11 protein-coding genes are annotated in these 14,167 nt (G+C 70.7%); 6 read left to right on the top strand and 5 right to left on the bottom strand.

Annotation, left to right across the window (positions count from 1 at the left end):
- Positions 1-48 precede the first annotated feature (48 nt).
- The 5 genes from OG289_RS27550 to OG289_RS27530 all read right to left on the bottom strand — a co-directional run bounded on the left by OG289_RS27550 (position 49) and on the right by OG289_RS27530 (position 5,353).
- The gene (locus OG289_RS27550) at positions 49-1,437 is read right to left on the bottom strand and encodes an outer membrane protein assembly factor BamB family protein (protein WP_327316709.1); all 1,389 of its coding nucleotides are present in this window, start codon (positions 1,435-1,437) and stop codon (positions 49-51) included.
- Positions 1,438-1,441: 4 nt separating this feature from the next.
- Positions 1,442-3,550 carry a peptidoglycan DD-metalloendopeptidase family protein gene (locus OG289_RS27545; protein ID WP_327316708.1) on the bottom strand — a complete coding sequence of 703 codons (2,109 nt, stop codon included), beginning with the start codon at positions 3,548-3,550 and terminating at the stop codon, positions 1,442-1,444.
- A gap of 6 nt (positions 3,551-3,556) precedes the next feature.
- The gene (locus OG289_RS27540) at positions 3,557-4,225 is read right to left on the bottom strand and encodes a hypothetical protein (RefSeq protein ID WP_327316707.1); all 669 of its coding nucleotides are present in this window, start codon (positions 4,223-4,225) and stop codon (positions 3,557-3,559) included.
- Positions 4,226-4,417: 192 nt separating this feature from the next.
- On the bottom strand, positions 4,418-4,780 hold the full coding sequence (locus tag OG289_RS27535; RefSeq protein WP_327316706.1) for a DUF4913 domain-containing protein: 363 nt from the start codon (positions 4,778-4,780) through the stop codon (positions 4,418-4,420).
- Between the two features lie 30 nt (positions 4,781-4,810).
- On the bottom strand, positions 4,811-5,353 hold the full coding sequence (locus OG289_RS27530; protein WP_327316704.1) for a hypothetical protein: 543 nt from the start codon (positions 5,351-5,353) through the stop codon (positions 4,811-4,813).
- 327 nt (positions 5,354-5,680) lie between these two features.
- Between OG289_RS27530 and OG289_RS27525 the strand changes: the two genes are divergently transcribed.
- The 6 genes from OG289_RS27525 (at position 5,681) to OG289_RS27500 (ending at position 14,157) form a co-directional block, all read left to right on the top strand.
- Positions 5,681-7,357 carry a conjugal transfer protein gene (locus OG289_RS27525; protein WP_327316703.1) on the top strand — a complete coding sequence of 559 codons (1,677 nt, stop codon included), beginning with the start codon at positions 5,681-5,683 and terminating at the stop codon, positions 7,355-7,357.
- Positions 7,358-7,422: 65 nt separating this feature from the next.
- Positions 7,423-7,686, top strand: coding sequence for a hypothetical protein (locus OG289_RS27520; protein WP_093773962.1), 264 nt, complete (start codon positions 7,423-7,425; stop codon positions 7,684-7,686).
- 56 nt (positions 7,687-7,742) lie between these two features.
- Positions 7,743-8,228, top strand: coding sequence for a hypothetical protein (locus OG289_RS27515; protein ID WP_327316702.1), 486 nt, complete (start codon positions 7,743-7,745; stop codon positions 8,226-8,228).
- A 40-nt stretch (positions 8,229-8,268) separates the two neighbouring features.
- Complete coding sequence (locus tag OG289_RS27510) at positions 8,269-11,268, top strand: ATP-binding protein (protein ID WP_327316701.1); 3,000 nt, start codon at positions 8,269-8,271, stop codon at positions 11,266-11,268.
- Between the two features lie 52 nt (positions 11,269-11,320).
- On the top strand, positions 11,321-11,914 hold the full coding sequence (locus tag OG289_RS27505; protein WP_327316700.1) for a hypothetical protein: 594 nt from the start codon (positions 11,321-11,323) through the stop codon (positions 11,912-11,914).
- Positions 11,915-11,967: 53 nt separating this feature from the next.
- The gene (locus OG289_RS27500) at positions 11,968-14,157 is read left to right on the top strand and encodes a hypothetical protein (protein WP_327316698.1); all 2,190 of its coding nucleotides are present in this window, start codon (positions 11,968-11,970) and stop codon (positions 14,155-14,157) included.
- The last annotated feature ends 10 nt before the right edge of the window (positions 14,158-14,167 follow it).

The raw sequence follows: 14,167 nt of genomic DNA, 5'->3' as shown, positions 1-14,167 counted from the left end.
TGAGACTTGCTGGGGGGGGTCGAATTCCGAAGGGTTCGGTGGGTCGGGTCAGGTCTTCGTCGCCGCGAAGGCGAAGAGCGCTTCGCCGGCGGTGACGAGCGTGTAGCCGTTACCGGTGAACTCCAGGGGGACGTCCACGTCCTGGGGAAGCGGGCCGAGCGGTTTCCCGGTCCGCATCGCCAGGGCGGCATCCTCCTGGTCGAGCTCCGCGTACAGGACGCCGCCGGGTGTCACCGTCCGCGGCCGGACGTCCTTGCCGTCGGCGTCCTGCCGCCACAGCTCGGCGCCGGTCCGTGTGTCCCACGCCACCGCGCCCTCGGCGAAGTTGACGACGGCCGTCTCTCCGTCCGGCGAGACGACGGGGCCGGCGTCCTGGGTGAACTGCTTGAGCCTGGTGCGCGGGCCCACGGCCAGGGTGGCGCCGGTGCGCAGGTCGACGGTGGTGAGCACCGCGTCATCGGAGCCGCTCGCCGACCAGACGAGGATCGCCCGGTCACCGTGCAGGGGGTAGAGGCCGGCGTCGGGTTCCTCGCCGTTCTGGTTCTGCTCGGCCACGCCGTCGGGCGGGGTGAGGTCCGTCGTGGTCCACAGCGTTCTGCCGGTGCCCTGGTCGATCACGGACAGCGGCTCGTTCACGCCGGTGCCCCGGGTCGCGTATCCCCGGCCGGTGTCGAGCGGTTCGGCCCCGGCGGGCAGGACGAGGTTCTGGCCGCCGCCGATCGGGGCGAGGGTGCGAGCCTCGTGGGCGTCGCCGGGCAGCAACACATGTCCTCGCACGACCGGCAGTCCGGCGTGGTCCTCGCCGGCGTAGGCGGAGCTGCCGAGCTTCGTGCCGCTCGGCGCGTACATGGTGTAGACGGTCGTGGCGGCGGCCTTGTCCGGGCCGCCCGCCTCGGTGTTCTCGCAGTCGCGGATCAGGACGGCCGGCGAGCCGTCCCGCCAGGTGCCCACCTGGACCCGCGTGGCGGGTTGCGGGGCGTCGCCGCCGGACGGGTCATAGGTGCAGGTGACCGTGAAGGACCTGCGTTCCTTGCCGGTGGCCGCGTCGTAGAGGTGGGCGAGGAAGCGGGTGGTCTGCGGCTGCGTCTCGCCGACGGCCACCGGAGCGGACAGGTCCTCGACGAGGAGGAAGGCGTCGCCGACGGCGCAGCGGCCGGTCTCGTTCTGCTTCTCGGCGGGCAGGGCTGCGTCGCCGCCGCATCGCCGGACCGCGTCGCTCCGCGGGGCGAGGCTCCACGCGGGCTTCGTGGCGAGGCCGGGGATCGGTTCTCCCGGGTAGCGCGCCTGTGGGGCCGTGGAGGCCGACGCCCGGGGTCGGGCCTGGCCGGTCGCCTCCGGGTCCGCCGGACCGTCACCGCCTCCGCAGCCGGTGAGGAGTCCCAGGGACATGACGGTCCCGGCGGCGCAGGCCGGCAGGAAGTGTCGCGGGGTCGCCACCGCCTCAGGCGCCCTTCTCTTGACCCGTGCCGTTGCCCTCGACCGGGTCCGTGCCCTGAGGGATCGGGACGCGGTAGACGCCGGTGATCTCGTCCTGGTAGTCCCACTTGCTGAACTCGACCGTCTTGCCCGGACGCGGAGCATGGATGATCTTGTGGCCCTTGGGGTCCCAGACCAGGCCCACGTGACCGGAGTGGCCGTTGCCCTCCGGCCGGAAGAAGATGACGTCGCCGGGCTGGGCCTCGGAGAGCGGGACCTCGTACTTCTTGAGGTAGGGCTCCTGGGTGTACGTGGTCGTGCCGATGTTGATCTTCCCGCCGCTGGCCATGTAGTAGGCCCACTGCGTGAAGCTGGAGCAGTCGAAGCTGGTGGGGCTCTGGCCTTGCAGCCGCGGGGCGCCGAACACGTAGGGGACGCCGATGCCGCGCTGGGCCCAGCCGAGGACCGCACGGATCACGGGGTCGTCGGCGTCGGGGATGACACCGGAGGCGCCGGCGCCGTCGGGCGCGACGGCCGCGCTGCCGTTCTCCTGCGCGCAGTCGGCGTACTGGGCGTCCTTGCCCTTGTCGCTGGAGCCCGGGACGGTGCCGTAGTCCGGGTTGGCGGTGATCCGGCCCTTCATCCACTCCTGGGGGTCGACCATGCCGGGACCCGAGTCCTGGCCGGCGACGAACGGGTTGTCGACCCCGGGGATCCGCACCTCCCAGTGCAGGTGGGGTCCGGTGACGTTGCCGGTCGCGCCGACCGTGCCGATCTGGTCGCCGCGCTTGACGGTCTGTCCGACGGACACCTTGATCGAGGTCTGGTGGGCGTAGAGCGTGATGACGCCGTCGGCGTGCTGGATCTCCGTCTCGTTGCCGTACGAGCCGCCGGGGCCCGCGTGGACGATCTTGCCGTCGGCCGGGGCGTAGATCGGGGTGCCGGAGGTCGCCACGAGGTCGAGGCCGGTGTGGTAGCCGAGGCTCCACATGCTGCCGTTCTCGTGGTACTTGGTGCCGAGGGTGTAGGTGCCCTCCTTCAGGGGCCACTGCCAGCCGGCGCCGCCGGTGGGCTGCTTGGCCGCGGGGAAGGCGACGGTGGTGACGCCGGTCGTGTCGAAGGTGCTCGTGGTGTACGCGGCCGGTGCCATGGCCGTGGTGGACGACGCCTCGTCGCCCGCGTCCAGCGCCGGGGTGGACCACGAGCGGGGCGAGGTCGCCGCGATGCTGAGGGCGGAACTGGGCTGGGCGTTGTTGCCGACCGGCTCCGGGATGTCCGACTGCTTCCCGAGCGTGGGGAAGTCGGGGTTCTTCTCGACGGTCTCCTTCAGATGCGCGTACCAGCGCTTGATGAGCTCCTGATCGCCCGTGAGCACCCCGTGGTAGCGGGTGGCCTGGGTGATGACGACGCGCGGGTAGATCGTGTTGGAGGCCGTGGAGCCGGAGTAGGTCTGGAGCGCCTTGAAGGGAGCGGTCTCCGCCTTCTGGGCGTGCAGGAAGTTGGCGGCGGCCCAGGCGGCGTCGTCGATGTTGTAGAGGTCCTTCTTGCCGTCGCCGTTGCCGTCGGCGCCGTAGTCCTTCCAGGCGGGGGTGCCGAACTGCAGGATGCCCATGTAGCCGAGGGAGTTCTTGCCGCCGGGCGCGGCCGACTGGTCCTGGCCGAACTTGGTCTCCTGGTACATCTGCCCGGCGATGAGCCCCCAGTCGAGGCCGTCGTAGCGGGCGGCGGCGCGCATCGCGGCGAGGATCATCTTCGGCGGTATCTCGTTGCGCGCGGTCTCGCTCGGCATGTACATCTTGCCGGCCGGCAGGATCGGGTTGGTGGCCGCGGCGTCACCGGTGTTGCCGGCGCTGGCGTTGTCGGCGTAGTCGCCACAGGCGGCCGCGACCGCGCCGTTGCCCGTCCCGCCGATCATGCCCATGAGGATGATGGTCACCAGGGATATGCCGCCGAAGGTCAGCAGTCCGCCGCTGCCGCCGAGGATGAGCCAGAGCTTGAGGTTGCTCTTGTCCTTGTCCTTGTCCTTGCCGCCGCCCTGACCGCCTCCCCCGGACGCGGCCTGACGGGCCTTCTTGGCGGTCTTGGCGACCTTCGCGGCCTTCTGCGCGGCCGCCAGTACGGCGGGTGCCACCATGCCGGCTCACTCCCCCGATTCGTCAGAGGCGCCCACGTCGCCGAGACCGAAGATGTCGAAGCCGGAGACGACCCACGCGCCGCTCTCCTCCTTGACGGTCACCAGCCACTTGTTGGACTCCGTGACGGTCTTGCCGTCCGCGGTCCGCGCGGCGGTCACGTTCACGACGCTGGAGATCGAACGGCCGCTGTCACGCACCAGGTCGTCCGAGATCATCGCGTCCCGTACGACGGTCGCCGTGCCCGTCGAGGAGCACTGGTCGGCCTCGCACCGGGCCCACTCCTTGCCGGTGGGGAGGGCGGTCACCTGCTCCATCTGCGTGTCGCCGGTGGTCAGTCGCAGCAGCGGGGCGCTCCAGGCCGCCGACTTGCTGGTGTGGTCGTACGTGCTGAGACCGGCCATGTACTTCGCCATGACCTCGTGCGCCGCGGCCACCTCGGTGAGCGCGACGATGGGGGTGGCGCCGCCACTCGGTGCCTGGCTGCCGCCGGATCCCGTGGCCGAGTTCGCGGCGTCCTGCCCCCCGGCCGTCGCGGCGGGAGTCGCCGCACCGCCGCCGCCACTGCCCTCGTCCCCGTCGAAGACGGTGAACACCGTGAGCACGGCGACCAGCAGAACACCGAGCACCGCCAGGGCGAGCAGCCCCGAGCGCTTGCCCTCCTCAGGCACATCCACGTTCCCGCGCCTCCCTTGTGCTGATCCGGTACGGCGGGTGACCGGGACACGGTAGGTGGCGGCGGGCGAGGGGGGTTGCGGGGATTCCCGGCGAGGAAAGCGGCGCCGGGCACTCGGGAAAGGCGGGCGGGACATCGGGAGAGGACGACGGTGAAGGGATGTGCCCCGGTCGCGCTCGGCCGGGGGCCGCGGTCACTCCGGTCGCGGATCCACCGGCAGCGGGTCGAACGGGTACGCCGTGTGGCCGTCCTTGGGCGAACAGGCCGCGAACGGGCCCGAGTCGGCGTCCATCAGAACCCGCAGATGCGGGTCGGCGTGGTGCAGCCACCAGGTCGACATGCCGAGCGCCGGGTCCTGGCGCAGGTGTTCCCAGGCCAGCCAGAGCGCGGACAGCCGGGCGCCGGCCTCGGGATGTTCCCACCACCGCGGACACCAGGTGGCCGACGTGCCGTTGACCCGGCGCCGGATCATCTGGGCGAGGTAGTCGGAGACGAAGACGAAGACGTCCGCGAAGTAGAACTCCGGCTCCTCGGAGACCTCTTCGGTGCCAGGCATCGGTGCCCCCATCGGTCAGGTATCGGGTGATCAGGTCAGAAAGATGCCGAGCACCAGCAGTGCCACGACCACCGCGCCCATCACGATCCGCGCCGTCGGATCCTCGCGTTCCCACAGGTCGTGGACGACGGCCCAGCCGGTCACCCGCGCGGCACGGCCGCCCTGGAGCCGCGCACCCACGCCCTGCTGCTCCTCGCCGTCCTCCTCGCCGTCGGCCGGCTGCGGCGGGGAATCGTCGTCGTCGATGCCGACCGGCAGTCCCTGCTGCTCCTGGGCCACCAGGACCATCTGCTCGAGGAGTTCGGGAATCGTGTTCGGGGTGAGCGGATAGGCGAAGGTCCCGTACGGCGTCTCCACGCACAGGCGGGCCTGCCACGGGTTGCCGGGTTCGTAGCCGTCGACCCAGGCGCGCTCGGACTGGAAGACCTGCGGGGCCTGGGGGATCTGGGGAACCTGCGGGGCCTGGGGAACCTGCGGGGCCGACGGCTGTGCCTGGCCATCCGTCGGCGCCTGCTGGGGCACGCCCAGGACACGGGGGTCGGGCTGCTGCGCGTGTCCGTAGTGGTCGCTCAACTCTCGTCCTTCGCCGGGTCCGTCGGGTCCAGGGGTGGTGCCGGGTACGTCGGTACGCCGGGCAGGCCTGCCCCGCGCATTGTGGTCCGCGGGCGGCCGGAGCGACGACACCGCTTCCCGACATGTCCCTGCCACTTTTCCCGGCAGCTTTCCCGGCGGACGCCTGCCGGGAATTCCCCGTCTCCCGGCGAGGAAAGCGACACCGGTCCCGTGACGGGTCTTTGTCACACTGCCAGCGCACCTGGCTGGGGCCAGGGCCCGTCGTGCGGTGCGGTCGTGAACCCGCCCAGGCGGACGGGGAACCGACTCGCTGGAGTAACCGACTCGATGACAGACCACAACAGCCCTGCTGGCGCGGTCGGCGGAGGCCAGCCTTCCGGGCAGCCCGGGTCCTTCGGTCCTTCCCAGCAGCCACAGCAACAGGCGTGGCAGGGGCAAGGGCAGCCGGCGCCTGCCCCGCAACAGCCGCAGCCCCAGCAACTCCCCACCGACGCGGCCCGCGCACAGGTCGCCGCCGCCTGGGTGCGCAACACGCCCCGGGCCGGCCAGGCCGCCGTACCGTCGCTGCCGCCGCGTGAGACGCGCCCCCAGGGCGAGTCGAAGAAGGAGAAGCGCGAGCGCGAGCGGGCGGCACGCAAGGCGGCGTACGAGCAGAAGAAGGCGGAGAAGGAGCAGCGCAAGAGGGGCGGTACGGCGACGGCCGCAGCGCCCACGCCGGTCGCGACTCCCCAGCACACTGCCCCGGCTGCCACCACGCCCGCGCCCCAGGCCCCCGTCACCGCTTCCCCGACGCTCTCGCTCAGGCCCACGGCAGGAGCGGCCGCCCCGGCCCACACCGCCGCCTCGGCCGGCGCCGCAGCCACCGCCCAGCCCGCCGCCAAGCCCCAGCCCAACCGCGACTTCGTCGTCCCGAAGCCCGGTGGTCGCATCTCCACCGGAGGGCGTCGCACGCACGTCGCGCTCCGCGCCACGCTGCTGATCACCACCTGTGTGTTCGCGCTGGGCTCCTGCGGCGTGATGGGACTGGTGGTCGGCAAGTCGTCCGGTCCCAAGACCGCCGGGCTGGACACCGCCGACGTGGACAAGTACCGCCTCACCGACTTCCCGACGCAAGCGGCGGCGACCTTCGCCGAGCAGTACGCCCTGCTGTGCATGACGTTCTCCCCGGAGACCGCGTCGACGCGCCGGGCGAACCTCGCCCGCTACGCCTCCTCCGGCGTCGACGCCGAGTGCGGCTGGAGCGGCGAGGGCACCTCCACCGCCGTGTCCGCCACCTGGGACGGAACCGCCGAGAAGCTTGCCGAGTACGGCGACCACGGCCGCTACATCGGGGTCCAGGTCCGTACCGACGACGGCACGCTCACCACGCTCACCGTCCCCGTCTACGTGAAGAACCTCTCGACCGGCGAGGGCATGCGCGTCGCCGGCGACGTCGGCCAGATGCCGCTGCCCGGCCGCGCGGACGTGCCGGAGATCGACCAGGACAACGAGGTCGCGGACGACGCCCTGGGGCAGCAGCTCCAGCAGCAGGTGCTGCCGGGATACTTCGCGGCCTGGGGCGCCTCCGACGCCACCGCGATGGCCCGCTTCACCACCCCCGACGCCTCGCAGGCGGCCACCTCCGGCCTGGCCGGCCGGCTGACGACCCCGACGATCAACGACGTCACCGCGCTCGTCCCGAAGAACGTGCAGAACACCGACCCGTACGCCTACCCCGAGGGGCAGGCCGTCGAGGTGCGCGTGGTCGTCGACTGGGGCGACCCGAAGGGCGAGACGGTGCGCCGCGCCTACCGGATGACCGTGGTGAACACGGCCCAGGGCTGGTTCATCAAGGACATCCGCGGAGGCGTGCTCGACTCGCAGGGCGGCCGGGCCGACAGCGAAGGAGGCACGGGCGCCGGTACGGGCACCGCTTCCCCCTCGGCCAGTCCGTCCACCTCCGCCTCCTCGTCCCCCGCCACGACCCCCCAGTCGTCCAAGAGCAAGCAGCCCGGCAAGCCCTGACCGGGTCCGCGCCGCCGTCACCCCCTACAGCTCACCTACTGCTTCACCACCCGAGAGGAAACACCGTGTACCTGGCAGCCACCACCATGGAGGACATGTTCGGAGAGATCGAGACGATCCTCCGCAACGCCGGCACGATGGTCGCCGTCATCGCCCTCCTCATCCTCGGCATCCGCATGCTCCTGTCGATGAAGCGCGGCGACGGCATGCGCGAGGCCTTCCAGGGCTTCGGCATGATCGCGCTCGCCGCCCTGATCATCGGCGGCGCCACCGGCCTCGCCGGTCTGCTCATCGACCTCGGCGGCCAGATCGGCGGCGGCAAGGGCTGACGTTCCGGCATCGGTCGGTCCGTCAGTAGCCGTCCCTACCAGGGGAGTTCGCAGTCATGAGCCAGGAGGCACCGCCGGAGCCGTTGGTCGCGTACGACCACACCGATCTGGTCAACCGCCCCAAGAGGATCTGGAACTGGGGCAACATCCCGCTGCCGGGACTGCTGCTGCCCGCGCTGGGCGCGGCCTTCGGCTTCGGGCTGGTCTGGCTCATCGCGCTGTTCACGATGTCGGCGTTCCTGCCCTTCCTCGGCATGTCGATGTGGACGTCGATCCTCTACTTCGGACCGCCGTTCGCCGTCTACTTCGTCTGGGGACGGCCGCTGCCCTCGGCGCTCACGCTGAGCCAGCAGATCGTGGTGTGGACCGACTGGTGGTTCCAGCCCAAGCGGCTGCAGGGCCTCGCCGCCGACCAGGAGCCGGAGCAACTGCACTGGCAGGTCATCCTCTTCACCCCCGGCTCGCCGCGCTGGCAGGCCCGCTACGAAGCCGCGCGCCGGACCGCCGCCGCACGCGGCAGCGCCTTCTCGACCTACCGCTGACCACCGACAACCGACTTCGATTACCGCAGGTGACTCCTCCATGTTCATGCTGATCCTTCTGGGCGGGGCGGCCGCCTTCTTCGTGGTCGCCATGATCATGGCCGCCTCGTCGAGCAAGAAGAACGGTCAGGGCGGCCAGGGCGGCTCGAGGCAGTCGTCCTCCTCCCGCTCCAGGCCGTCCGGCTCGTCGGCGTCCGCCCGCCGCGAGGACCTCCGCCTCCCCTACCGCTACGCCGACGACATGATCTTCGTGCACGGCGACTCGGTGTGGACGGGCATGGTCCTGCCCAACGCCATCGACGAGTACCTGAACGCCGGCGAGCTCCAGGCGATGGCCGAGGGCCCGGCCCGCGGTCTGCTCAACCTGGCCCGCGGCGACCGCAACGTCGAGTGCCACTACCGCAAGGTCTACCAGCCGATCACCGCGCTGACCTGGGCGGAGGAGCTGAACGCGATCGCCTGGGAGCCCACCGAGAACTACAAGGCGTACAACCTGCGCAAGGCCGAGTACCAGGAGCGCATCGGCGCCAAGCGGGAGCGCAACATCCTGCTGGTGAAGCTGGGTTCGCTGAAGCGCACCAGCGGCGGCACCGGCGTCCTGGCCCAGGACGACGAGCCCTACGACGAGCCCGGTCTGCTCCAGGGCGTGCGCGGCGTCGCCGACCAGGCCGCCGCCACCGCGACCGGCGTCACCGACGAGTACCTCTCCCCGCACGTCCTCGCCGAGTGGACGCAGACGGCCGTCGAGGTCCACGAGAGCCTGGAGGGCCTCAAGGGCACCCCGCTCAGCCGCGAGGAGCTCGTCTGGCTGATCCGCAAGCCGCTCCACGGCGACCTCCCGGTCCCGCCGGAGCCGGTGCTCGGCTCGCGTGCCTGGGGCCCGAACCAGTTCGACCTGGTCGTCGATTTCTCCGGCGAGAACCGCAAGACGCACATCGTGCTCAACCAGTACGACGAGGTCACCGGCGAGCAGCAGACCAGCTACACCACCACCCTCGTCGCCGCCAACTGGCCCGCCGAGACCCGCTTCCGCCAGTCGACCGCGTGGGCCCGCTACGCCGCCCAGCACGTGGACTTCCCCGTAGAGATCGACATGCGGTTCACGCTCATCCCGTACCTGAAGTTCAAGGACCGCGCCGACAAGATCCGCGGCAACCTCGTCGACGAGATGAACGACATGGCCAACTCCGGCCGCAGCCCCGACACCAAGCTGGCCACCCAGGTCACCCGCGCCCAGGAGCTCGTCGACGACATCGACGAGCACAAGATGCCGGGCATGGAGGCGCAGATCCGCTTCACGATCTCCGCTCACGACGTGAAGGAGCTGGAGCGCCGCCGCCGCGTGCTGGAGATGCAGTTCAAGCAGGACCTCAAGGTCACGCTGCTGCGCCCGACCCGTCAGCAGTGGCGGCTGCTTCAGGCACAACTTCCCGGTGACGCGCCCAAGTTGCCGATCGCGCCCTACCTCCGACTCCAGGAGGTCGAACAGCTCGGTGCCGGACTTCCCACCGCGGGAACGGAGTTGGGCGACAACCCCGAGCATCGTTCCGGCAAGCGGCTGGGCTGGGTCGGCAACCTGGTCGGCTGGGCGGGCAAGATGCCGGTCCACTACTCGCTGCACGTCGGCCCGGCGCGCAACGACGGCGGTGGCCTGGCCATCGTCGGCGCGTCCGGCGGTGGCAAGTCCTCCCTCGCCCTCCAGAAGTTCTACGAGGAGTCGGAGTCGGGCGTCCGCTGCCTGGTCATCGACCCGAAGACCGACTTCGCCCAGCTGTGCTACTACCTGGCCTTCGGCGCCCAGGTGAACGACCCGGACTTCGCCGGCGACGCGGAGCAGGGCCTCCTGGGCACCCCGGAGAGCCGGTTCCAGCCGGTGAACCCGGAGTTCTGGGCGGAGACGGAGGTCGTCGACCTCCTGAAGGGCCAGGCGGGCGTCCTGGACCCGTGGGTCATCGCCCGGGACGTCCCGGCGGGCCGCCTCCTCGCGGAGTCCATGCTCCGCGGCTTCCTCGGCGACGAGGACTACCAGCGCGTACGTCTCCCCGTCATCGAGGGCATGGCCACCGTCATCGGCCGCTACAACTCCGCGATCCGCCAGGCCGTCGAGCAGGGCTACACGGCCCGCGACGCCGAACTCGCCGTCCCCCGCCCGACGTTGTGGCAGGTCGTGGACGAGGTCGTCGCGGCGTACGACCACGCCGTGGCCAGCGGAGACCGAGAGGCGCAGAAGGACCTGAAGCTCGCGCAGATGCTCCTCACCGAACTGCGCACGCTCCCCTACGCCCGGCTGTCCTTCGCCGAGCACCCGCAGCCCCTGTCCAGCATGCGCAAGCGGCGGACGGTCATCACCCTGCGCGGCTTCCAGTCGCCGGCGGCCTCCGACCCGCGCAACTGGAACCCCGCGGAACGCCTCGCGGCGACGGCCCTGATGGCGGTCGTGGAGCTGGGCAGCCAGATGCTCGACGTCGGCTACGAGAAGAACCCGGTGACCGGCGAGATCGGTCTGCGCCCCAAGGCGCTCTTCGTCGACGAGGCGTACGTCGTCACGGCGACCGAGTCCGGCCGCGACCTGATGCGCCGCGCGCTGAAGCAGGGCCGCTCCTACCTGGCGGTCACCGTCCTGATCACCCAGCAGGCCATCGACCTGGTCCAGATCGAGGACTCCGAGGCCCGCAGCGGCGGCGCCAACCAGATCCACACGGTCTTCGCCTTCAAGCAGAAGTCGGCGCAGGAAGCCTCCCTGGTCGCCCCGCTCCTGGGCCGCCCGGAGAACGACCCGAAGGTCATCGCCGCCCTGCAGGAACTCCGCACGGGTGTCTGCCTCCAGCGCGACGCCGACAAGCGGGTCGGCACGGTCGCCGTCGACCTGGTCTTCAAGGAGATCCTCGCCGCCACGGACACCAACGGCACCACCCGCCCGGCTCGCCAGGGCATCAACCCGCCGCTGAGCGTCTGGGACTGGACGTTCCTGCAGGAGGCGGAGGAGGACCCGGCGACCGCGCAACGCCCGGAACAGGAGTCGGTCTCCCAGCCCGTGTGACCGCGCGCGAACCCGCCGCCGACCACCCCCACCAGCACTGAGGACGAACACCATGCGAATCAAGCAAGCGCTCGCGATCGGCGCCACCCTCGTCGCGTTGACGGCGGTGGCGGGGTGCGGAAGCGACGACGACAAGGCCAAGGACAGCGGGGGCAAGAGCCCGGCCGCCAGTTCTTCGGGCAGCACGGGGCAGGACGCGGGCGGCGGCCTGCCCAAGGCGGCGGACCTGGCGTCCATCGCGTACTACGTGAACAAGTACACCTCCTGTCTGGACCTGAAGACGGGCGCCGACTACGACGCCAACCACGACGGCGACAAGACCGCGTGGGGCGCGGACGAGGCGGCGGACCCGTCCTGGGGCATCAAGGAGCGGGGCGTGTGCAGCGACGGGGCCGGCGACCCCGTCGCCCTCCTCTCCGTGGCGGACATGAAGAAGTTCCAGACCGCGGCCAAGGCGAAGAACGAGAAATTCCTGGTCGGCCAGGACTTCGCTGTCATTCCGGTCGGGAGCCAGGCCATCCAGGAACTGCAGAAGTCCGAGCTTCTGTTCCTGACCTGCGATCCGGACTTCTCGGCACCGAGCGGTTTCCAGAAGAGCCCGGGCCTCGTCGACGGCTGTGTGCTGAGCAACTACTTCTCCAGCTGAACCGGCCCGCCTGTTCGGCTCCCCTCTGTTCCCGCGTTCCCGAAGGATTCCAGATGCCCTCGCGCAAAGCGTTGCAACGGGCCCTCACCAAGGCCGCCACAGCCGTCCGCGCCGTCGTCTTCGTGGCGCTGACCCTGACGGCCGTCTCCCTGGCCATGCCGACCCCGGCGTACGCGGGCTTCTCCTGCGACTTCACGGGCGACGACAGCTACCAGATGGACACGCCGGGCACCAACGGCGAGTCCATGTTCGCCGCCGTCATGCAGTGGGACAAGGACACCAAGCAGTCGACGACGCTCCTGGACGACTCCGGGACGACGACCGGCGCCGTGAAGATGCCGAACTCGCCCGACACGTACACGATGTACGAACTCGACGGCATGCGCGGCATGAACTGGTCCCAGACCTTCAAGGGCCAGGGCGACGCCTCCGAGAACAACGGCGACTGGGGCAGCGGCGCCGACGACTGCTCGGTGATGTCCTACATCAACAACGGCGTCGCCGACTCCATCCTCAACGGCACCAAGATCTTCACCCGGGCCGCCATCTCCATCAAGGAGTCCGCCTCCAACCCCAGCCCGCTCGCCGGCCTCTACGAGGGCCGCGACAGCGTCGTGACGACGCTGAAGGAGAACGTGCTGCGTCCGGCCGTCCCGGTCATGATCCTGCTGGTCGGCCTGTGGGTGTTCACCAAGTGGCGCAAGGGCGACATGCGCGAGGTGTGGGCGGGCATCTCATGGTCGGCGCTGACGATCGTCGCCGTCACGGCGTTCCTGACGGGCGGCAACTACGACAAGTTCGTGGGCACCGCCGACTCCTACATCGCCCGGGCCAACTCCGCCCTGACGGAGGTCGTCCTCGCCGGTGTCTCGGGGGAGACGCAGTCGCCGTGCGACCTGGACAAGGGCGCCTACAACCGTGGCCTGCGCATCTCCAGCTGCGCCATGTACGACACCCTCGTCTTCCGGCCCTGGGCCCTCGGGCAGTTCGGTGACGCGGGCAAGAACTGCATCTTCAAGAAGGAGGGCGGCGGCGAGATCAGGAACGGCGTCTGCGTCCCCGCCGAGAAGAGCAAGACCTGCGACTGGGGCAAGGGCGCCCGCTGCGAGGACCTGCGGGTGATCCAGCTCGTGGCCCAGTCGAAGACGAACGTCGACGCGTTCAGCGGCAAGAAGCTCGACAAGTTCAAGGACGACTGGATACCCATCCGCCAGGAGATCGCGGGCGGCAAGGACAAGGGCGACGACGTCGGGGACATGCACATCTACCCGGTCTCGTTCGACGAGTGGGCGGGCAAGAACGCCGGCAACCGGGTGGGACTCGCCTTCTACTCCATCATCGCCGCGCTCATCGTCGGTCTGATGGTCATCGTCCTGAGCGGCCTGACCCTGTTGTGGCACGCGGTCACGCTGATCCTGGTCATCCTGCTGCCGCTGGTGGCCACGATCGGCATCCACCCCTCGCAGCAGAAGCTGCTGAAGAGCTGGCTGGAGACGTTCATCCACAGCTTCGTGCTGCGCGCCGGCTTCGGCGTGATCCTGACCGTGCTGCTGGTGCTCTACCAGATGATCCTGCCGGCCAAGGTCGCCCTCGGCACCCAGCTGCTCATGCTGCTCCTCGTCACCATCGCCATCGTCATGATGTTGAAGAAGCTCCTCGGCGGGAACTTCACCCCGCAGGTCGCGGGCGGCGAGGACATGCTCGGCATCAGGGACGCCGCGGGCAAGGTGACCGCCATGGCACCGGGTCTCGCCGCCTCCACGGCCAAGACCTCGGGCCGCGTCGCGAGCGGCGGCGCCAAGGGCGTCGCCTGGACGGCGGACAGGGTCGTCACCGGCGGCAAGGGGCGCGACAAGATGCAGCAGTGGGGCTGGATCGGTCAGTCCAAGCGCGAGCAGCGCAAGACCCAGCGCCAGTCGGCGGAAACGACGCGCATGAAGTACGAGCAGACCCGCCAGGAGCACGAGGCACGGTCGGCACCGGAGCCGGAGTCGTCCCCCGCCCCCAAGCGCAGCGGCCGCGTCAGCGGGTCCACGAGCAAGCCGGCCCCTCAGCCGACGGCACCGGCCGAGCCCCGCCCGGCCCCGGCCCCGTCGCCGGCGCCCGCTCCGGCCCCCAAGCTGCCGCAACAGCAGGCCCAGCCGCCGGCCCCCCGTCCCCGTCCGGCACCCGCGGAGCCGCCCGCGTCCCCGACCCCGCCACCGGCGCCCCGGGACCCGCGCGGCCCCAGCGGCCGCGTCTGACCCCGCCCCA

Origin of the sequence: Streptomyces sp. NBC_01235 (assembly GCF_035989285.1) — a bacterium.
Lineage (GTDB): Bacteria > Actinomycetota > Actinomycetes > Streptomycetales > Streptomycetaceae > Streptomyces.
The sequence above is the reverse complement of the archived record's forward strand: the minus strand, read 5'-3'. Positions and strand labels throughout refer to the sequence as shown.

Bases quoted from the DNA above. Each gene is read 5' to 3' on its own strand.
- OG289_RS27535 (WP_327316706.1), bottom strand. From the start codon at position 4,780: ATGCCTGGCACCGAAGAGGTCTCCGAGGAGCCGGAGTTCTACTTCGCG.
- OG289_RS27545 (WP_327316708.1), bottom strand. From the start codon at position 3,550: ATGGTGGCACCCGCCGTACTGGCGGCCGCGCAGAAGGCCGCGAAGGTC.
- OG289_RS27525 (WP_327316703.1), top strand. From the start codon at position 5,681: ATGACAGACCACAACAGCCCTGCTGGCGCGGTCGGCGGAGGCCAGCCT.
- OG289_RS27505 (WP_327316700.1), top strand. From the start codon at position 11,321: ATGCGAATCAAGCAAGCGCTCGCGATCGGCGCCACCCTCGTCGCGTTG.
- OG289_RS27500 (WP_327316698.1), top strand. From the start codon at position 11,968: ATGCCCTCGCGCAAAGCGTTGCAACGGGCCCTCACCAAGGCCGCCACA.
- OG289_RS27515 (WP_327316702.1), top strand. From the start codon at position 7,743: ATGAGCCAGGAGGCACCGCCGGAGCCGTTGGTCGCGTACGACCACACC.
- OG289_RS27510 (WP_327316701.1), top strand. From the start codon at position 8,269: ATGTTCATGCTGATCCTTCTGGGCGGGGCGGCCGCCTTCTTCGTGGTC.